The organism is Shewanella sp. GD03713 (assembly GCF_029843705.1).
Taxonomy (GTDB): domain Bacteria; phylum Pseudomonadota; class Gammaproteobacteria; order Enterobacterales; family Shewanellaceae; genus Shewanella.
This window is the reverse complement of sequence record NZ_JAOCIW010000001.1, coordinates 769,555-788,689: the sequence shown is the minus strand read 5'-3', so window position 1 is coordinate 788,689 and position 19,135 is coordinate 769,555. Positions and strand designations below refer to the sequence as shown.

The 19,135-nt window shown below is 47.8% G+C and carries 24 protein-coding genes; 13 read left to right on the top strand and 11 right to left on the bottom strand.

What is annotated here, in order from left to right; genetic code table 11:
• Positions 1 to 291: 291 nt before the first annotated feature.
• Complete coding sequence (gene zapE, locus N5E87_RS03545; protein WP_279775077.1) at positions 292 to 1,404, bottom strand: cell division protein ZapE; 1,113 nt, start codon at positions 1,402 to 1,404, stop codon at positions 292 to 294.
• A gap of 440 nt (positions 1,405 to 1,844) precedes the next feature.
• Here zapE and degQ point away from each other — a divergent pair, with 440 nt between their 5' ends.
• Positions 1,845 to 3,197 (top strand): Do family serine endopeptidase DegQ, encoded by a 1,353-nt coding sequence (gene degQ / locus N5E87_RS03540; RefSeq protein WP_279775076.1) that lies wholly within the window; start codon positions 1,845 to 1,847, stop codon positions 3,195 to 3,197.
• A 125-nt stretch (positions 3,198 to 3,322) separates the two neighbouring features.
• Positions 3,323 to 4,405 carry an outer membrane-stress sensor serine endopeptidase DegS gene (gene degS, locus N5E87_RS03535; protein WP_279775075.1) on the top strand — a complete coding sequence of 361 codons (1,083 nt, stop codon included), beginning with the start codon at positions 3,323 to 3,325 and terminating at the stop codon, positions 4,403 to 4,405.
• Between the two features lie 163 nt (positions 4,406 to 4,568).
• Here degS and N5E87_RS03530 read toward each other — a convergent pair whose 3' ends face one another.
• From N5E87_RS03530 to N5E87_RS03520, 3 genes are read right to left on the bottom strand one after another with little or no spacing between them, the layout of a single operon-like run.
• Positions 4,569 to 5,006, bottom strand: a complete 438-nt coding sequence (locus tag N5E87_RS03530) for a PaaI family thioesterase (protein WP_279775073.1) — start codon at positions 5,004 to 5,006, stop codon at positions 4,569 to 4,571.
• Between the two features lie 33 nt (positions 5,007 to 5,039).
• Complete coding sequence (locus tag N5E87_RS03525; RefSeq protein ID WP_279775072.1) at positions 5,040 to 5,444, bottom strand: hypothetical protein; 405 nt, start codon at positions 5,442 to 5,444, stop codon at positions 5,040 to 5,042.
• Entirely contained in the window at positions 5,420 to 6,301 is an 882-nt protein-coding gene (locus tag N5E87_RS03520) for an alpha/beta fold hydrolase (RefSeq protein WP_279775071.1), read from the bottom strand. Before N5E87_RS03520 ends, N5E87_RS03525 begins: the two co-directional genes overlap by 25 nt.
• An 80-nt stretch (positions 6,302 to 6,381) precedes the next feature.
• Here N5E87_RS03520 and N5E87_RS03515 point away from each other — a divergent pair, with 80 nt between their 5' ends.
• Entirely contained in the window at positions 6,382 to 6,960 is a 579-nt protein-coding gene (locus N5E87_RS03515) for a TetR family transcriptional regulator (protein ID WP_279775070.1), read from the top strand.
• Positions 6,961 to 7,057: 97 nt separating this feature from the next.
• On the opposite strand, the gene murA is transcribed toward N5E87_RS03515, so the two are convergent.
• From murA to mlaF, 7 genes are read right to left on the bottom strand one after another with little or no spacing between them, the layout of a single operon-like run.
• Positions 7,058 to 8,317, bottom strand: coding sequence for a UDP-N-acetylglucosamine 1-carboxyvinyltransferase (murA, locus tag N5E87_RS03510; protein ID WP_011621482.1), 1,260 nt, complete (start codon positions 8,315 to 8,317; stop codon positions 7,058 to 7,060).
• Between the two features lie 12 nt (positions 8,318 to 8,329).
• Positions 8,330 to 8,581 (bottom strand): BolA family protein, encoded by a 252-nt coding sequence (locus N5E87_RS03505; protein WP_011621481.1) that lies wholly within the window; start codon positions 8,579 to 8,581, stop codon positions 8,330 to 8,332.
• 16 nt (positions 8,582 to 8,597) lie between these two features.
• Positions 8,598 to 8,882, bottom strand: coding sequence for an STAS domain-containing protein (locus N5E87_RS03500; protein ID WP_086901982.1), 285 nt, complete (start codon positions 8,880 to 8,882; stop codon positions 8,598 to 8,600).
• Positions 8,883 to 8,887: 5 nt separating this feature from the next.
• Positions 8,888 to 9,541, bottom strand: a complete 654-nt coding sequence (locus tag N5E87_RS03495; protein ID WP_086901981.1) for an ABC transporter substrate-binding protein — start codon at positions 9,539 to 9,541, stop codon at positions 8,888 to 8,890.
• A gap of 11 nt (positions 9,542 to 9,552) precedes the next feature.
• On the bottom strand, positions 9,553 to 10,026 hold the full coding sequence (gene mlaD / locus N5E87_RS03490) for an outer membrane lipid asymmetry maintenance protein MlaD (RefSeq protein WP_011715852.1): 474 nt from the start codon (positions 10,024 to 10,026) through the stop codon (positions 9,553 to 9,555).
• Between the two features lie 54 nt (positions 10,027 to 10,080).
• Positions 10,081 to 10,866, bottom strand: a complete 786-nt coding sequence (mlaE, locus tag N5E87_RS03485; protein ID WP_086901980.1) for a lipid asymmetry maintenance ABC transporter permease subunit MlaE — start codon at positions 10,864 to 10,866, stop codon at positions 10,081 to 10,083.
• Positions 10,863 to 11,681 carry a phospholipid ABC transporter ATP-binding protein MlaF gene (gene mlaF / locus N5E87_RS03480; protein ID WP_279775068.1) on the bottom strand — a complete coding sequence of 273 codons (819 nt, stop codon included), beginning with the start codon at positions 11,679 to 11,681 and terminating at the stop codon, positions 10,863 to 10,865. Before mlaF ends, mlaE begins: the two co-directional genes overlap by 4 nt.
• 561 nt (positions 11,682 to 12,242) lie before the next feature.
• Here mlaF and N5E87_RS03475 point away from each other — a divergent pair.
• The 10 genes from N5E87_RS03475 (at position 12,243) to N5E87_RS03430 (ending at position 19,050) form a co-directional block, all read left to right on the top strand.
• Complete coding sequence (locus N5E87_RS03475; protein ID WP_011715849.1) at positions 12,243 to 13,220, top strand: KpsF/GutQ family sugar-phosphate isomerase; 978 nt, start codon at positions 12,243 to 12,245, stop codon at positions 13,218 to 13,220.
• Positions 13,220 to 13,771 (top strand): 3-deoxy-manno-octulosonate-8-phosphatase KdsC, encoded by a 552-nt coding sequence (gene kdsC / locus N5E87_RS03470; RefSeq protein ID WP_023268678.1) that lies wholly within the window; start codon positions 13,220 to 13,222, stop codon positions 13,769 to 13,771. The genes N5E87_RS03475 and kdsC overlap by 1 nt, the downstream gene beginning before the upstream one ends.
• A complete protein-coding gene (gene lptC / locus N5E87_RS03465) occupies positions 13,768 to 14,328 on the top strand; it encodes an LPS export ABC transporter periplasmic protein LptC (RefSeq protein ID WP_011715847.1) in 561 nt (186 codons plus the stop codon). Before kdsC ends, lptC begins: the two co-directional genes overlap by 4 nt.
• The gene (gene lptA / locus N5E87_RS03460; RefSeq protein ID WP_088211738.1) at positions 14,315 to 14,866 is read left to right on the top strand and encodes a lipopolysaccharide transport periplasmic protein LptA; all 552 of its coding nucleotides are present in this window, start codon (positions 14,315 to 14,317) and stop codon (positions 14,864 to 14,866) included. Before lptC ends, lptA begins: the two co-directional genes overlap by 14 nt.
• Positions 14,863 to 15,594, top strand: coding sequence for an LPS export ABC transporter ATP-binding protein (gene lptB / locus N5E87_RS03455; protein ID WP_011621471.1), 732 nt, complete (start codon positions 14,863 to 14,865; stop codon positions 15,592 to 15,594). The genes lptA and lptB overlap by 4 nt, the downstream gene beginning before the upstream one ends.
• A gap of 105 nt (positions 15,595 to 15,699) precedes the next feature.
• Entirely contained in the window at positions 15,700 to 17,175 is a 1,476-nt protein-coding gene (locus N5E87_RS03450) for an RNA polymerase factor sigma-54 (RefSeq protein WP_088211739.1), read from the top strand.
• 28 nt (positions 17,176 to 17,203) lie between these two features.
• Positions 17,204 to 17,491: a ribosome hibernation promoting factor gene (gene hpf, locus N5E87_RS03445; RefSeq protein ID WP_007650503.1), complete on the top strand. Its 288-nt coding sequence runs from the start codon at positions 17,204 to 17,206 to the stop codon at positions 17,489 to 17,491.
• A 2-nt stretch (positions 17,492 to 17,493) separates the two neighbouring features.
• Complete coding sequence (gene ptsN, locus N5E87_RS03440; protein WP_011621469.1) at positions 17,494 to 17,937, top strand: PTS IIA-like nitrogen regulatory protein PtsN; 444 nt, start codon at positions 17,494 to 17,496, stop codon at positions 17,935 to 17,937.
• A complete protein-coding gene (rapZ, locus tag N5E87_RS03435; protein WP_011627200.1) occupies positions 17,934 to 18,788 on the top strand; it encodes an RNase adapter RapZ in 855 nt (284 codons plus the stop codon). The genes ptsN and rapZ overlap by 4 nt, the downstream gene beginning before the upstream one ends.
• Positions 18,775 to 19,050 (top strand): HPr family phosphocarrier protein, encoded by a 276-nt coding sequence (locus tag N5E87_RS03430; protein WP_011627201.1) that lies wholly within the window; start codon positions 18,775 to 18,777, stop codon positions 19,048 to 19,050. Before rapZ ends, N5E87_RS03430 begins: the two co-directional genes overlap by 14 nt.
• Positions 19,051 to 19,135 lie beyond the last annotated feature (85 nt).

Genomic DNA, 19,135 nt, shown 5'->3' with positions numbered 1-19,135 from the left:
AAAACCCAAAGTTAATTTTCTGTCTCACATGTTGCTTGCAATGACAAACAACACAAAATTGCCTTTCAGTACCCCTTCGAGTACTTAACTCGGCGTACAACTTCCACCTAGTTTGGTGGAGTAACGTGGGCAGGTGGCGGATTATAGACAAACGTGAGTTAAAAATCACCTGATATTTTGACAAAAATCATAAAAATTCGATCGATGTGGCTCATTACTACGCTAAGGAATGAGCCACTGAAGATTTGTCGAGAAAAACCCCGCAAAGCACGCTCTGCAATAGTCTAAGACTTAGGGTAAATGCTCTGATTTTAAGTAATCGTGGGATTGCATTTCAATCAAACGGGAACGACAACGTCTGAATTCAAAACTCAATAAGCCGTCGGCATAAATGTCTTCTAACGGCACCTGCGCGGACACGATCAATTTAACGTTGCGCTCGTAAAACTCATCCACCATGGCCAAAAAGCGTCTGGCGATATCATCACCCGTTAAAAATGCGCCCATTTGCTCAATGCCACTCACCAGCACGGTATGATAAATCCGCGCCAGTTCCATATAATCCCGCTGACTACGGGGGCCATCACATAAGGCTCTAAAATCAGCAAGCAACACACCTTGCGCCTGTTGGCGAATGCTGATTGCGCGCCCTTCAATCTCAATCGCATCGGTTGACACTTCGGCCTCGGGGGCTAACTGACGGAAATAACGCAGCAGATTAGTGTCGGCCTCTTCATCGAGTGGATGGTGATAAATCTCGGCCTGCTCCAGTGTGCGTAGACGATAGTCGATGCCCGAGTCCACATTGAGTACTTCACAATGCTGATTGATCAGCGCGATCGCAGGAAGAAATCGCGCCCGTTGCAACCCATTTTTATATAAGTCGTCAGGGATGATATTTGAAGTCGCCACTAATACCACGCCTTCTTTAAAGAGCGCTTGGAATAAGGTGCCAAGCAACATGGCGTCGGTGATATCTGACACGAAAAACTCATCAAAACAAATGACTTTATATTTTGCCGCCATTTGTTTGGCAATCACTAATAATGGATCGCGCGTACCTTTAAGGGTGTCTAAATCTAAATGCAGTTGATGCATAAAACGATGAAAGTGCGCCCTTAACTTTTGATTGCCAGGTAATGCATCAAAGAAGGTGTCCATCAAATAGGTTTTACCGCGGCCTACGCCTCCCCAAAGATAAAGCCCTTTTGTAGGCGCGGGTGCCGACTTTAAGCCAAAAGAGGTCAATAGCTTACCAAATACAGAATTAGGCTCTTCGGCTGCGGTGAGATCCTCATAAACGCGTTGCAGCGCCTTTACCGCCATTTCCTGCGCCGGATCATGGGAAAAACCATCACGAGTAAGATCTTTTTGATAATGCTGCCAAGGGCTTAACTGGGGCACGTTATTATTCTCTTTTGTCCTTTGGAAAAACTGCGTCGATATTAACACGGCCAAGATGACGCAGCATATATTTATACCCTATCAACTTGGATCTGTAGTGAGCTTGCGGAAGGGCCCAGCACAACGGCTTAATATGATAAAACTGATGAGGAAGAACTATGCTGTTAGCTGATTAAACTCAATGATTGGAAGTTATTAGGACTTGAAAAATACCTTAAAAGCCCACAGGTTTCACTTCAGTTACAGTCAATAAAATGTTGATAAAATAACCGTTAAGAAATTAACCTTTGTTAATATTGATGAACTTTTTCAATGAGGTGCGTGTCCGAAAGGTTACCTAGGCAAATAGCCGGTACCGATACAGATTTGATCTGGTGCGGACACAAACTGACGACGCATTACATCCAGATCCTTGATCCCTTATTTGGAGTTATGAATAGATGAAAACGAAATTATCTGTACTTTCAGCCGCAATGTTAGCCGCAACCCTGACAATGATGCCTGCGGTTTCACAGGCCGCTATTCCGCAATCTGTTGAGGGACAACCCATACCCAGTCTTGCGCCTATGCTAGAGCGCACGACTCCCGCAGTGGTTTCTGTAGCGGTTTCCGGCACCCATGTTTCTAAACAACACGTTCCGGATGTGTTCCGCTATTTCTTCGGCCCGAATGCACCGCAGGAACAAGTACAAGAGCGTCCATTTAGAGGCTTAGGCTCAGGTGTGATTATTGATGCTGACAAAGGCTATATTGTCACCAATAACCATGTGATTGACGGTGCCGATGATATCCAAGTTGGCTTACATGACGGCCGTGAAGTCAAAGCCAAATTGATTGGTACCGACTCAGAATCCGACATTGCCTTACTGCAAATCGAAGCTAAAAATCTGGTCGCAATTAAAACCTCCGACTCAGATGAGCTGCGTGTTGGTGACTTTGCCGTGGCTATTGGTAATCCCTTCGGTCTAGGACAAACCGTGACCTCAGGGATTGTCAGTGCCCTAGGCCGTAGTGGTTTAGGCATTGAAATGCTTGAAAACTTTATCCAAACCGACGCAGCAATTAACAGTGGTAACTCGGGTGGCGCGCTGGTTAACCTTAAAGGTGAACTGATCGGTATTAACACGGCTATCGTCGCACCAAACGGTGGTAACGTCGGTATCGGTTTTGCGATTCCCGCAAACATGGTGAAAAACCTAGTGGCTCAAATTGCCGAACACGGTGAAGTTCGCCGTGGCGTGCTGGGGATTTCAGGCCGTGATTTAGATAGCCAACTTGCCCAAGGCTTTGGGTTAGACACTCAGCACGGGGGCTTTGTGAATGAAGTCACTGCGGGCAGTGCTGCTGAAAAAGCAGGTATTAAAGCGGGCGATATTATTGTTAGCGTCGATGGCCGTGCGATTAAGTCGTTCCAAGAGCTGCGAGCTAAAGTGGCAACCATGGGCGCAGGCGCCAAGGTCGAACTGGGCCTTATCCGTGATGGTGATAAGAAGACCGTGAGTGTCACCTTAGGCGAAGCTAGCCAAACCACTGAAAAAGCGGCTGGTGCTGTACATCCTATGTTGCAAGGAGCCTCATTAGAGAATGCCTCTAAAGGGGTTGAAATTACCGATGTCGCGCAAGGCTCGCCTGCGGCAATGAGTGGTCTGCAAAAAGGCGATTTGATTGTCGGTATCAATCGTTCTGCGGTGAAAGATCTCAAATCACTCAAGGAACAGCTCAAAGATCAAGAAGGTGCTGTAGCCCTGAAGATCCTGCGTGGTAAGAGCTTATTGTACCTAGTGCTGCGTTAATCGATACGCCGGTCTGATTTATATCCCATTATCAGATGCGGATCAGCATAGGGAACGCGCGTTCCCTATGCTTTAACTTGTTAAACATGTTAATCTAACTCACCTTTTTCAATATTTAGCCTGCCATGACAATAAAAGAAACCCTGTTATATCTCGGTAAAGCCGTGCTTTTCGGCCTTATCATGGCGGCCATGTTTTTATTGGTGACTCACTACTTCGATAATAAGAGTCTTGGCAATTCACTTCTGCAAAACCGCGGTAATAATACAGTTGAACTGTCCTTTGCTAAGGCAGTGCGCCGCGCAGCACCTGCCGTAGTCAATATTTACAGCTTAAGTATCGATCAGAGCCGTCCATTGAATTCTGGCTCACTCCAAGGCCTAGGCTCAGGGGTGATCATGAGTAAAGAAGGCTATATTCTCACGAATTATCATGTCATTAAAAAAGCCGATGAAATTGTTGTCGCCCTACAAGATGGCCGCAAATTCACCTCGGAAGTCGTAGGTTTTGATCCCGAAACCGATCTTTCAGTGCTTAAGATCGAAGGCGATAATCTTCCTACTGTGCCAGTCAATCTCGAAAGCCCACCGCAGGTTGGTGATGTGGTATTAGCCATTGGTAACCCTTATAACCTTGGGCAAACCATTACCCAAGGTATTATCAGCGCCACGGGTCGTAACGGCTTGAGTTCGGGTTATTTAGACTTTTTACAGACCGATGCTGCGATTAACGCCGGTAACTCAGGCGGCGCCTTAATCGACACTAATGGTAGCCTGATTGGTATCAACACCGCCGCCTTCCAAGTGGGCGGCGAAGGTGGCGGCCACGGCATTAACTTCGCGATCCCGATTAAACTGGCCCACAGCATTATGGGTAAACTGATTAAAAATGGTCGAGTGATCCGTGGTGCCTTAGGGATCTCTGGCGAACCGATTAACCCTGTTGTGGCACAAATCCTCAACCTGCCCGATTTACGTGGTGTATTAGTTACTGGTGTCGATCCTAATGGTCCAGCGGCACGAGCGCAGCTTATGCCAAGGGATGTAATCATCAAATACGGCGACGAAGATGTGCCTGGGGTCGAAATGCTGATGGATAGAATTGCCGAAACTACGCCCGGCAAGAAAATCATGATGACGGTTATTCGCCAAGGCAAGGAGCAAGTATTGCCCGTGATTATCGATGAGAAAGTCGTCGTCGATAATTAAGCTCAGTAACTGACTTTGTTAATCTCAGAATGAGGCATGTAAAACCTCATTCTGAGTCATCGTCCAAATCACCTATTACCTCATCCCTCAATTAGCAAAGCTATTTATCTCGCACTGCAATTTTTAACTGGCTTTGCTCAAACAGTGACTCTTGTTATCGCTTTTAAAGGTTTGGTCTCTTGATAAAACAAGTGGCAGAACCGCTCGCAAGTAACTTCCCCTCACTGTTTCGAATCGTGCCTTCGGCAATACCCAGCGAGCGAGAAACATGTGTCACTTTTGCTTCAGCAATAAGCTGCTCATTCATGGGGACAGGTCTCATCATTTTAACGGCTAAATCCACAGTCCCGTAGCTAACACCGGCTTCTAGCAGGCTATGTACAGCGCATCCGGTGACAGAATCCAATATCGTTGCAGCAAACCCTCCGTGTACGCCTCCCATAGGATTACAATGTTGTTCCGTTGCACAGCAACCCAATACAACCGCGCCGGGGCTGACTTGAAGATTAAACATGCCCATAGTGTCAAAAATCGTTGGTGGTATGTCGCCGTTGATGATAGCGCTTAAATGTTCCAATCCGCTGAGATGAGAGATATTCAATTTTTATCCTTTAAATAAGTAATGCAGAGTGAATTAACGAGCAACAATACGAAGCGAATTCTTATAAAGCAGCAAGATGTAACCAATTAATATGCATCCCATTATTGCTTCTAAAGCGATAAACAAATGGATTTTCATCGCAATGCTATTTAACGGAGCGTAGTTGTAATGCCCAAGCGTAAGTATGTTGCATACTCCGTAAACGATAAGAATTGTGGCGCCTATATGATGATGCCCTTTTTTAATCACGTAGAATCCTAACGGCGCCAGAGGTGTCATAACAAACCAAAAGAGATCAACAAGTTTAGGATTTAACCAGTTTGGTTCAGGGTAATGGGCAAAAAATAGTATGTTGTCGACGTAATGCAGAACACTACTCAAAAACGTAGCAATCAGTATCCATTTAAGGGGAATTAACCACTGTCTTGATGTGCCCATATTGCTTTATTTTCCTTATTAATCGCCGTGAACCAATCTAAACTGGCTTGCCATAGAGGAATCGCGTTTTTACGGAAGTACCCCATATGCCCAATCTTGCCGCCTAAGATCTTTGGTGAGAGATCAAGACGGGTTAATGGCGCATTACTGTAGTGCTGAATAAATGCATCTCGCGATTCAGGCATAGCCCAAAGATCATCCAGCGCATTGGCTGCAACCATAGGGGTCTGTACCGATTGGAAGAGTTTTTCAATTCCATCCATGGTGGGATCGTCAAAAAAGTAATGACGAAAACGACACCAGTGCCGCCATTGTTTAAACACGTTTTTTGGCAGATCTTCGCCCATTCCCAATAGGTTCCAAGCGCAGTATCCCTTCCACCATGTCAGGAGCGGCAAAACGATATTCCACATCGTTAGTACTTTAACTCGTTCAAACAAGGGCATATAACCATGCCAACCCGCGCCTGTACCAAATATATAAGCACCTGTGACTTTTTGATGATTTGGCAGTAAACCAAATGCATGACCACCATAGGAATGACCCACAATAAAAAGTGGGGCGTCATCTTTACTCATAAACTGGACTGCGGCAGCGAGATCTTGTTTACCCCAGTCGAGAAGGTTCATTTCAAAACCCTCTAGCGTTTCAGGTTTGGATTGTCCTATTCCACGGTAATCAAAGGTTAATGTTTCAAATCCTTGTTCACTTGCAAATTGAGCAAAGCGTCGATAAAACGCCTGCGGCACACCAGTCGCCCCCGCAACAATGACTCGACCTTGCATAGCCTTTTCTGTGCAAAACAGCTGGCCACGGAGTAAATAATGATCTTCCGTGTAAAACGATGTTGAGATCATAGCGCTCACTAATTATAACGAGTGTCTTAATGTATTTTTGATGCTAGCCTATAACAACTGTTATAACAAGTGGGATTTTCATGGGCACAATCTCTAATGAGGGTCGTCAGCGGGTCATTGAAGCCGCCGCAATCATGCTTGCTTCAAGCGGTTTACGGGCCATAAGTATTCGTGAAGTGGTCAAGTTTTCAGGTACTCCGTTAGGTTCCGCGTATCACAACTTCCCCGGTGGAAAACAGCAGATAATTACTGAAGCCATTATTTGGGCAGGCGCTCAAGCATCCGCGCAACTCAGTGCTTGTCTTGATAAAGATCGAAACAACGGCATTAATTTGTTTTTATCACTGTGGCGCCAACGTCTTGTTGGTTCACAATATCGTCATGGCTGTCCGATTGTTGCAGCAGCGATAGAACTGCCAGAAGAGGATGAAGCTTCAGAAATAAAAGCGGCAGTGGCACGAGTATTCAGTGACTGGCAGTCATTATTAGCTCAACACTTCGAGTCATTAGGTCACACAAAGACCTCAGCCAATGCCATGGCACTTAGCATTATTGCCTGCATTGAAGGCGCTGTTGTGATGTGTCGGGGATACCAAAGCATTGAACCCTTCGATGCGATATTAGAATGTATCCCTAAATTAGTTGGGAAGACGCGCTAATTGACTCTAATTATTCCCCTGTCTTTTCAGCTGAATGAATATAATAAAAAACCAGCACTAGGCTGGTTTTTTATTGGGAGCTAATCCTACGCAAATGTTATTGCACACGTTCTACATGCGCGCCCAATCCTTGGAACTTCTGCTCGATATGCTCATAACCGCGATCTAAGTGATAGATGCGATCGACGATGGTTTTACCATCGGCGACTAAGCCTGCGATCACTAAACTTGCCGAAGCGCGTAAATCGGTCGCCATCACCTGCGCACCACTCAAAGACTCAATGCCTTGGATGATGCAAGTATTGCCTTCAAGCTCCATGTTCGCGCCCATACGGATGAGCTCTGGCACGTGCATAAAGCGGTTTTCGAAGATAGTTTCGGTAATGGTCGCCGTGCCCTGGGCTAATACGTTAAGCACACAGAACTGCGCCTGCATATCGGTTGGAAAACCTGGGTATGGCGCCGTCTTGATATTTACCGCTTTTGGACGCTTGCCTTCCATGTCGAGCTCAATCCAATCTTCACCTGTGGTGATCTTGGCGCCCGCATCTTCAAGTTTCGCGATAACAGACTCTAACGAAGCAGGATCGGCCTTTAAGCAACGGATACGACCACGGGTCACAGCTGCAGCAACCAGGAAGGAACCGGTTTCGATACGGTCTGGCATCACGCGATACTCACAGCCCTGTAGACGCTCAACGCCTTGAATACGCAGTGTGGCACTGCCGACACCAGTGATCTTCGCGCCCATGGCAATCAAACAGTTAGCCAAGTCAATCACTTCTGGTTCACGGGCCGCGTTTTCAATCACGGTTTCGCCATCGGCAAGTGCCGCGGCCATCAACAGGTTTTCGGTCGCACCCACGCTCACCATGTCCATAAAAATATGGGCGCCTTTTAAGCGACCATCGACACGGGCCTTGATATAACCTTCTTTCACTTCAATCTTGGCGCCCATCATTTCGAGACCATGTAAGTGAAGGTTTACTGGACGAGCACCAATGGCGCAGCCACCGGGTAATGACACATCTGCGGTGCCATAACGGGCTAATAACGGGCCAAGGATCAGAATAGAGGCACGCATGGTCTTAACGAGATCGTACGGTGCGCAGAACTCGTTAAGGTTCTTGGTCGAAATACGGATTTGACCATTGCCTAATTCATCCACATCGGCGCCTAGGCAGCGCAGCAATTTACAGCTGGTGCTCACATCGCGCAAATTGGGGACATTCGACACAATAAAATCAGTCTCGGCTAACACGCCTGCCATCAGAATCGGCAACGCGGCGTTTTTAGCGCCGGAAATAATCACATCACCAGCAAGCGGAGGGCTTGCTTGAATCGCTAATTTATCCACTTTTCCTCACTACTAGCTGTTGAAAATTTTCTCGCGTTTCCATTGGGTCGGCGTGAAAGTTTTAATCGTTAACGCATGTAACTCACCGCTGGCGATATAGCTCATCAGGGGTGCATAAATGGCTTGTTGTTGTTTTACACGGCTCATGCCGTCAAAACATTCACCGACCGCGATCACTTTGTAGTGGCTGCCATCGGAGCTGGCGTGCACTTCATCGAGTGCTAACGCGTCACGTAAAATCTGTTCTATTAAGCTGCATTCCATGAAATTCGGTACCTTTTCAATTCGCTTCTTCGGTGAAGAAGGACTGTAAATCATATAAATCGATTAATTTTTTTAGCTGATCCGACGCTGAGCATAGCTGCAGTGGCGTGCCATGCTGGCGCACTAACGCCAGCAAAAAAGCCACGCCAGCACTGTCGCTGTATTCCAGCTCAGTGAGCGACAAGATTTGGGTTTCTTGGCTTAACAGGCTTTGCCTTTGCGGCCATAACGCGGCCACTTGTTCCTGTGATAAACGCCCTTTTAGGTGGCAAATTTTACCCTGTTGCACAAATTCAACCACGGCGCTTACTTCCCTGCTTTAGGCTGTTTAGTCACTTTGTCTTTGGTGCGCTCTTCCAGCATCTTGATCACGGCATCAATCCCCTGTTGGCGGATAAGATTCGAGATTTCAGATTGCTTAGAGGACAGCAAACTCACGCCTTCGGCAACTAAGTCAAACGCCTTCCAAGAGTCATCCTTGAGGCGACGAACTTTAAACAACAGCTTAATCGGCGGACGACCCGCTTCGATAATCTGTACGTTTACGTCGACAATCTTCTCATTGCTGAAATCACTACCGGGAGAAAACTCCACTTTTTGGTTAGTGTATTCGGTAAAAGCTTGAGCATAGGTTGAGACCAGGTAACCTTCGAAGGCATCGACGAAGCGATTGCGCTGATCTTCGGTCGACTCTTTTAAATACTGGCCTAACACTTTGTATGAAGCGTATTTATAGTCGATGTAAGGCATCAACTCTTCACGCACGATCACCTTGAGGTGATCCGCATCGGCATCGATCAAGGCTTTATCTTGATGAAAGCGGTCGAAGGTTTTGTTGGCAACGGATTTCACCATGGCATACGGGTCCATAGTGTTAATCGTGGCATCATCCGCCAGTGCGGTCGTTGCAGTAAATATCCATACTAACGGCAGTAAAAAGCGCGATAAGCGTTTAAACATAGCGGTAACCCCTATTTATCCTTTGAACCCATACTATATAAGAACTGACCAATCAGATCTTCTAACACTAATGCGGAGCGAGTATCGTCAATCTTGTCGCCATCTTTAAGCATACTCACGTCATCATCGACAAAGCCCGGTGTTAATCCGAGGAACTGCTCACCGAGTAAACCTGAAGTTAAAATAGCTAAGCTACTGGTTTCAGGGAACTTATCGAAACGCTTGTCCATTACAATCGTCACCACAGCCACTAATTTGACTGGGTCTAAATCAATCTTACTCACGCGGCCAACCACAACGCCGCCGACCTTGACCGGAGAGCGTACCTTCAAGCCGCCGATATTAGTGAAGTTGGCGGTGAGGGTATAGCTGCTGTCGCTGGTCTGCACTTCGATATTGGCGACTTTAAACACCAACACCAAAAAGGCCGCTAAGCCCGTTAAGAGAAACATACCCACTAATAATTCAATTTTTCGTGTCAACATGCTCAGTTACCACTCTGTTAATCCGTCTATCTGTATCCTTGGCGCTGCAATCCGTTAGCTGCCAAACATCAGGGCTGTTAGTAAAAAGTCCAATGCCAGTACGGCGAGGCTCGATTGCACCACGGTTGAGGTGGTTGCACGGCTGATCCCTTCAGGATTGGGCACCACTTGATAGCCGCGATATAAGGCTATCCAAGTCACCACCACGGCAAAGACGCCGCTCTTAATCAGGCAGTTCACTATGTCTTGGCGCCATTCGACCGAGGCTTGCAGAATCGACCAGAAAGCCCCGCCATCGATACCTTTCCATTCCACGCCGACTAAATGGCCGCCATAAATGCCTACCGCAGTAAACATCAGCGCCAACAGCGGCATACTGATCACCCCCGCCCAAAAACGTGGCGCAATGATTTGCCTGAGTGGGTCAATCGCCATCATCTCTAAGCTGGATAACTGCTCGGTACTCTTCATCAGACCGATTTCGGCGGTCAGCGCCGAACCTGCACGGCCCGCAAATAATAGCGCTGTGACCACAGGACCGAGTTCACGCAGTAAGCTCAGGGCCACCATGGGGCCTAAGCTCTCCTCAGTACCGAAACCGACTAAGATGTTGTAGCCCTGCAGCGCCAACACCATGCCGATAAACAGGCCCGAGACCACAATAATGACCATAGATTGTACGCCGACCACATAGATTTGGCGCACTAATAATGGAAAACCTTTACGCACCCGAGGCCAGCGAAAAATCGCGCCCCAGAGCATCAGGCCAGCACGGCCAAAACCGAGCACTAACTCGATAGCGCTGCGGCCGAGGTCGGCAATACTGTCGAATAACTTCACTTGCCAGCTCCTTTAGCCATTAATTCTTGCTGATAATCCTTCACCGGATAGTGGAACGGCACAGGGCCGTCGGGCGCGCCTTGAATAAACTGTTTGAGCTGCGGATTATCCGCATGCTTTAACTCCTCAGGCGTGCCATGGGCGATCACTCTTTTATCTGCCACCACATACACATAATCTGCAATCCCGAGCACTTCATCCACATCGTGGGACACCACAATAGAGGTCAGATTCAACGCATCGGAGAGTTCGCGGATAAGCTTCACCAGCACGCCCATCGAAATTGGGTCTTGTCCGGCAAAGGGCTCATCGTACATCACCATTTCAGGCTCAAGGGCAATCGCCCGAGCAAGGGCGGCTCGGCGCTGCATCCCACCGGATAACTCACTTGGCATCATCTGCGCGGCGCCGCGCAGACCAACGGCTTCGAGCTTCATCAATACGATTGAGCGAATAATCTCTTCGGGTAAGCCCGAGTGCTCACGCAGCGCAAAGGCGACGTTATCAAAGACGTTGATATCGGTGAATAAGGCGCCACTTTGAAACAACATGCTCATACGCTTACGCAGTTCGAATAATTGGCTACGACTCGCGGCATGCACATCCTGACCATCGAACAACACTTGGCCGCTATCGGGCGTTAATTGGCCACCGATAAGCTTAAGCAAAGTGGTTTTACCTATACCACTGGGGCCCATAATGGCGGTCACTTTGCCCCGAGGGATAGACAGGCTAATATCTTCATATATGACACGCTGGCCACGGCTGAAGCCCAAATGACGGATCTCAACCAACGGCGTTTGTTCTTGAGTCATGCTTGATTCCGATATTTGAAAAGAGGTGGCCTACGCTTCCTGCCCAGACCAATCGAAGAGCCGCAAATTGTACGTAATTGCGCTTTAACCTACAACAGAATCGACACTATCGTCCTGCGATACTTTCAATTTGCCTCATTTCCAGCGAGAATGCGCCCTAAGTTTTCGCTCTGTGAAGATAAAGTGTTACTTAATGTTTTCATCCTTGTTGATTAATCAGCAGGATTGTTTAGTTAAGGCTAATAAGATAAGCGAAATAACACTGAACTAGGCAAGACAACTTAACTCAAAAGCCATATTGAATGTCAAACTGGTTATCATGGCGGCCATAGCAATAAAAGTGGCAGCACAAAACAACCAAGACGATGATTTTGCTCAAGGCATTCAATCGCTAAACAGGTTATCCTGCCCTATTGCCGCAAACCCTATAGGCAAGGGCTAAACAATAAAACGCTACTCCGAGTAAGAAGCCGTTAATTTTATCATCTTTATCGCGTACCAAATTGTGCTATTCCAATCCCAGAACGGGGCGACAAAGACAATGCAAGAAGAGAGATAGACATGGTAGACCAATCACAATTGCGCCAGTGGGGCTGTAAAGTCATCGATATTGAAAAATCGGCCCTCGATAATCTTTATCAATATGTCGATTCCGTTGAATTTGCCCAAGCCTGCGAGTTAATTCTCAACTGCACCGGCAAAGTGATAGTAATGGGGATGGGGAAATCAGGCCACATTGGCAATAAAATCTCGGCCACCCTTGCCAGCACAGGCACCCCAGCGTTTTTTGTCCATCCAGGCGAAGCCAGCCATGGTGACCTAGGTGTACTCTCTGACAATGATGTGATTCTTGCGATTTCAAACTCGGGCGAATCGAGCGAAATCCTCGCGCTGATGCCAGTTATCCAGCGTAAAGCCATCCCTGTGATTGCCATGACTGGCAAGCCAGAATCCACCATGGCGCGTCTCTCTAAAATTCATTTATGTATTGAAGTACCAGAGGAAGCTTGCCCGCTTGGGCTTGCACCGACCTCAAGCACCACAGCAACCTTAGTCATGGGCGATGCCATCGCCATTGCGCTGCTGCAAGCCAAAGGCTTTACCCGGGAAGATTTCGCCATGTCCCATCCGGGCGGCGCCTTAGGTCGTAAGCTGCTGCTTAAAGTCAGCAACGTGATGCACAGCGGCGATGATTTACCACTGGTTAAACACGATATCTGCATCACCGATGCCCTGTATGAGATCTCCAAGAAAGGCCTTGGCATGACCGCGGTTATCGATGAGCAAAACAAACTCGTGGGTATCTTTACCGACGGCGACCTGCGCCGCGTTATCGATGCCCAAGTCAACCTGCGTACCACGCCGATTGCCGATGTGATGACGCGAAACTGTGTCACAATTACAGAAAACGTTTTAGCGGCGCAGGCGCTGCAAGTGATGGATTCCAAAAATATCAACGGCCTGATAGTGATAGATAAAGAACATCATCCTGTCGGAGCCCTCAATATGCTCGATATGGTTAAAGCGGGAGTGATTTAATGCCACAGCAAGGTTTTTATGGCCCCATCAGCGACGATGTTTGGCAAAGGGCGCAAAAAATTAAACTGCTGATCTGCGATGTGGACGGGGTGTTTTCCGACGGCCGCATTTATTTGAGCAACTCAGGGGAAGAACTCAAAGCCTTCCACACCCGCGATGGTTATGGCGTGCGCTCATTATTGACCAGTGGTTTTAATCTGGCGGTGATCACTGGCCGTCAGTCTAAAATTGTCGAAAACCGCATGACGGCTCTGGGTGTGACGCATATTTATCAGGGCGTGGATAATAAATTCGTTCCCTATGAAGAGCTGCTGTCGCTCTACAATGTCACCCCAGAAGAGGTCGCCTATATCGGTGATGATATTGTCGACTTGCCGGTGATGAATGTGGTCGGCTTGGCCGTCTGTGTTGCCGATGGTCATCCCTATGTCCGTCAACATGCCCATTTTGTGACCCACTTAAATGGTGGACATGGCGCACTCAGGGAACTCACTGATCTGCTCTTGCTGAGCCAAAATAAGTTCACTTCCGCCCATGGGATGAGCATATGAGTCGTGTGACCCTCGCCATTATCGCCTTTTTTGGTACTGCGCTGGTGCTATATTGGCAAGTGCAGCAAAAACGCGGTGGCGATACGGATGACAGCTTGAACGTCAGTGACAGACCCGATTACATTATCGAAGATCTGCGCAGCATTGAGTTTAATGAGCAAGGGCAAGTTAACAGTCGCGTCACGGCAAAGCACATGGAACACTATGAGCTGAAAAACCAAACCGACTTTACTGAGCCCGTCTATCTTGTCTATCCCGACCAAGGTAAAGCAAAATGGCAGATCCGAGCCGATCAAGGTCGACTCAACAAAGATACCGGCAAGGTTGTATTAGAAAATAATGTTATTATCGATGCCATCAGCCCTGGTGAACCCATACAGACATTGTCCACCAGTTTTTTAGAACTCGATCTCAACACTATGATAATGACCTCTGACCGCATCATTTACGTCACAGGGAAAGATTTTAATATTCAAGGGCAAGGCCTTTATGCCGACCTTAACGCGCAGGAAGTGCAATTGACCAGTCAGGTAGTAGGAACCTATGAAGCAAAATAACATATTACTTGCCGGCCTAATGCTAATCACCAGCATGAGCGCCTTCGCCAAGGTTGGTGACTTACAGCAAGAAGTGAAAATTAAAGCCGTTAGCCAAACTGCAGACATTAAAAACAACCAGATCATTTTCTTCGGTCCGGTTGAAGTCACCCAAGGCTCGATTAAAATCCATGCGGATCAACTACGTGCATTTTCTGCCGAAGGGGAAAACAGCAAGATTTTAGTGGCAACCGGTAATCCTGCGACTTATAGCCAGATCCTCGACGATGGACGCCCAGCTTCAGCGAGCGCGAAAGAAATTCGCTACGAAATGGCGACCCGCACCCTGACCTTGACAGGCTCAGCCAGCCTAGACCAAGCGGGTAGCCAAGTGACGGGTAACCTCATCCGTTACGATATTATTCAGCAAAAACTGATCGCTGAGAGCACGGGTAGCGGTGATGATCGCGTGATTACCATTATTCAACCTGACAACTATCAGGAAGAGATCAAGAACCAGCCCGCGGACAAACCTGTGAAAAAACAGGACTCTAAATGACCCAAATCACCTTAAAAGCACAAAATCTCGCTAAGAGTTATAAGAGTCGTCAGGTTGTGAAAGATGTCAGCCTGACGGTGAAAACGGGTCAAGTTGTCGGCCTACTCGGCCCAAACGGCGCGGGTAAAACCACCACCTTTTATATGGTCGTGGGCTTAGTCAAAAGCGATAAAGGCCATATCTTTATCGACGATGATGATTTAACCGCCGATCCTATGCACCTGCGCGCCCGTAAAGGCATTGGTTACCTGCCACAGGAAGCCAGTATCTTTCGCAAGCTGACCGTGCATGACAATATCATGGCGGTACTGCAAACCCGTAAGGAGCTCAATCGCGATCAACGCGAAGAAGAGCTGGAGCATCTGCTCGAAGAGTTCCATATCACCCATATCCGAGATAGCCAAGGCATGTCGTTATCGGGCGGTGAACGTCGCCGCGTCGAAATTGCCCGCGCCTTAGCGGCCAATCCTAAGTTTATTCTGCTCGATGAACCCTTCGCCGGTGTCGACCCGATTTCGGTTATCGATATCAAGAAAATCATCGAACAACTCAAGAGCCGAGGCCTTGGGGTACTGATCACAGACCACAATGTGCGCGAAACCTTAGACGTCTGTGAACATGCCTACATTGTTAGTCACGGAAACCTGATTGCCGAAGGAACTCCCGCAGAGATCTTAGACAATCAGCAAGTTAGGGCTGTGTACTTAGGTGAACAATTCAGGCTATAGTTACTTAAACAGAGCCAATTAGCCTTGAATTTTGGCTTATAAGCGCCATCAATATGATAACAAGCGGCCTAAATTCAAAATAATAACGTAGGGATCAGCGGTAACATGAAAGCGTCACTCCAGCTCAAACTGGGTCAACAGTTAACCATGACGCCACAACTTCAACAGGCCATTCGTCTGTTGCAATTGTCGTCATTGGAACTGCAGCAAGAGATCCAGCAAGCCTTAGACTCTAATCCTCTTCTCGAGCTGGAAGAGGAGCAATTCGACGCGCCTACCGAACGTAAGCAAGATATCGCCGATACCGACTTTAGCGAAACGACGGCCCAGCCACAGGAACAAGACAATTCCACTGTGGACATTGCCGAGTCGTTGACCAAAGAATCCCTGCCCGAAGAACTGCCCATGGACACCACTTGGGATGAAGTCTTTACCGCCTCGCCAAACTCAGGTTCTGGCGCCAGCCGTGAAGATGACATGCCCTTCCAAGGGGAAACCAGTGAAGGCCTGTACGAACATTTAGAATGGCAAAAAAACCTCACGCCCTTCTCTGAAACCGATTTAGCCATCGCCACCGCGATTATTGATGCCATCGACGATCAAGGTTATCTCACTCAAAGTACTGAAGATATCCTCGAGGCCATGGGCAATCCTGAGATAGAACTGGATGAGGTCGAAGCCGTACTCAAGCGTATTCAACACTTCGATCCCGTTGGTGTCGCCGCAAGGGATTTAAGCGAATGTCTGCTTATCCAACTCTCCCATTTTTCGCCGGATACCCCACACCTCGAAAACGCCCGCATGTTGATCAAAGATCATTTAGATCTGATCGCCGCCCGCGACTTTAGGTTGTTGATGCGTAAGACCAAACTTAAAGAGGACGAGTTAAGGGACAGCATAGCGCTGATCCAAACCTTAAACCCTCGCCCCGGTTTGCTCATCACCCCTGTTGATGAAGAATATGTCATCCCCGATGTGTCGGTATCGAAGAAAAACGGTCGCTGGGTGGTCGAGTTAAATCCAGATTGCATGCCAAAAATCAATGTTAATCAGCAATATGCAGCCATGGCGCGCAGCACCAAAAGCCAAGCCGATAGCCAATTTATCCGCGGGCATCTGCAAGAGGCCAAGTGGTTTATCAAAAGTCTTGAAAGCCGTAACGAAACACTGCTCAAGGTGGCAAACTGCATAGTGCAATATCAACAGGGTTTCTTCGAATACGGTGAAGAAGCCATGAAACCTATGGTCCTGAACGATATCGCTGAGGCGGTAGAGATGCATGAGTCCACCATTTCACGGGTGACGACGCAAAAATACATGCATACCCCAAAGGGACTTTTTGAACTAAAATATTTCTTCTCAAGCCACGTCGGGACTGATGATGGCGGTGAGTGCTCATCCACGGCAATCAGAGCCTTCATTAAGAAACTGGTTGCAGCGGAAAACCAGAAAAAACCATTAAGCGACAGCAAGATGGCACAGCTTCTGGCAGAACAGGGAATTAACGTTGCGCGCAGAACCATTGCGAAGTACAGAGAAGCGATGCTTATTCCCCCTTCCAATCAGCGTAAAAGTTTATAGCCTAAAGTGGAAATCGGAGGACGTTTATATGCAAATAAACCTGAGTGGACACCATATCGAGATTACTGAATCGTTACGGGCTTATGTTGAGGAAAAGTTTTCAAAACTTGAACGTCATTTCGAACAGATCAATAATGTGCACGTTGTGCTCAATGTTGAGAAAATGCAACAAATTGCCGAAGCGAGAATCAACCTCACCGGTGGTGAAGTCTTCGCGACTTCAGAGCATGCAGATATGTATGCTGCCATAGACGTCCTGATCGACAAGCTTGATCGTCAGGTTATTAAACACAAAGAGAAGTTAACAAAACACTAGCAATGGAACTTCGTACCATACTGCGGCCGGAATGCACGACCTGCGCCACTCCGGGCAGTAAGAAAAAGGTACTGGAACTTATCAGCGACTTAGCCGCTGCCCAGTACCCCACCCTCTCATCTCAAGAGATCTTCGAAAGCCTAGTGGCGCGCGAAAAGATGGGGAGCACAGGTATAGGTAACGGCATCGCCATTCCACATGGTCGATTAACCGATATAACACAACCCATAGCCATATTGGTGAAATGTGAGGAGCCGATAGCCTTTGATGCTATCGATAAACAACCTGTCGACATTTTATTTGCGCTGCTGGTGCCTGCTGACCAATGTCAACAGCACTTAAGCACTTTGTCCTGCATGGCTGAAAAGCTCAGCGACAAACAAATATTGAAGCAATTGCGCAAGACGCATGATGAAACGGAACTCTATCAGGTAATCACTGGATGAAACTGGTCATAGTGTCAGGGCGCTCAGGCTCAGGCAAATCGGTCGCACTAAGAGTGCTTGAAGATCTCGGCTATTATTGTGTCGATAATCTTCCGTTGCCGCTGATTGGCAGCTTACTCGAACAGCTCAAGGGCAGTAACGATCTCGTCGCCATCAGCGTCGACGTGCGTAACCTGCCGGAGCAAGACAAGGTACTCGTCAAACAGCTCGCAAGCCTGCCAGAGGGCACTGAACTTACCAGCTTCTTCTTAAATTCCAGCGATAAAGTACTGTTAAAGCGCTACAGCGAGACTCGGCGCTTACATCCCTTATCTAAGAGCCGAGTATCACTGCAAGAAGCCATCAAGCTTGAAGGCAAATTGCTCGAGCCCCTGTCACAGCAGATGGATCACTACATAGATACCTCGAATCTGAATATCTATGAACTCAGCGACCAAGTGCGGCAAATCCTGCTTGGCAGTGTCGATAAGGAACTGGTGATCAACTTCGAGTCCTTCGGTTTTAAGCATGGTATGCCAACCGAAGCCGACTTTATGTTTGATGTGCGCTTTTTACCCAATCCCCATTGGGAACCCGAGCTGCGCCCCCTTACCGGCTTAGATGAACCCGTTGCCGAGTTTTTAAATCGCCAGCCGCTGGTCAATAAGTTCATCTGGCAAATCGAGAATTTACTCGAAACTTGGTTGCCCCACTTAGAGCGTAATAACCGCAGCTATCTGACCATCGCCATCGGCTGTACCGGCGGTCAGCACAGATCGGTTTACGTGGCCGAACAACTGGCTAAACGCTTTAGCAACGGCAAACACAAAGTGAATGCCCGTCACCGAGAGTTAAACCATGCCAAAGCTTGAGCGCCAAGTCACCATCTGCAATAAACTCGGTTTACATGCCCGCGCCGCGACAAAGCTCGTGGTGTTGGCCTCAGAGTTTGATGCCAGCATTACGCTGATCCAAGGTGAAAAACAGGCCTCTGCCGCCAGTGTTTTAGGGCTACTCATGCTGGAAACGGGTATGGGTAAAACCATTACCCTGATTGCCGAAGGCCCAGATGCGGAGCCCGCGCTCAATGCCATTTGCGCGCTTATCGACGCTAAGTTCGACGAAGCCTGCTAATTGCCTCGACATCTCATCTCGATGCTCCCTACCGTTATTCAGTACCCTGTTTGGTTTTGATTTCAGCACCTTATACCAGTAAAAC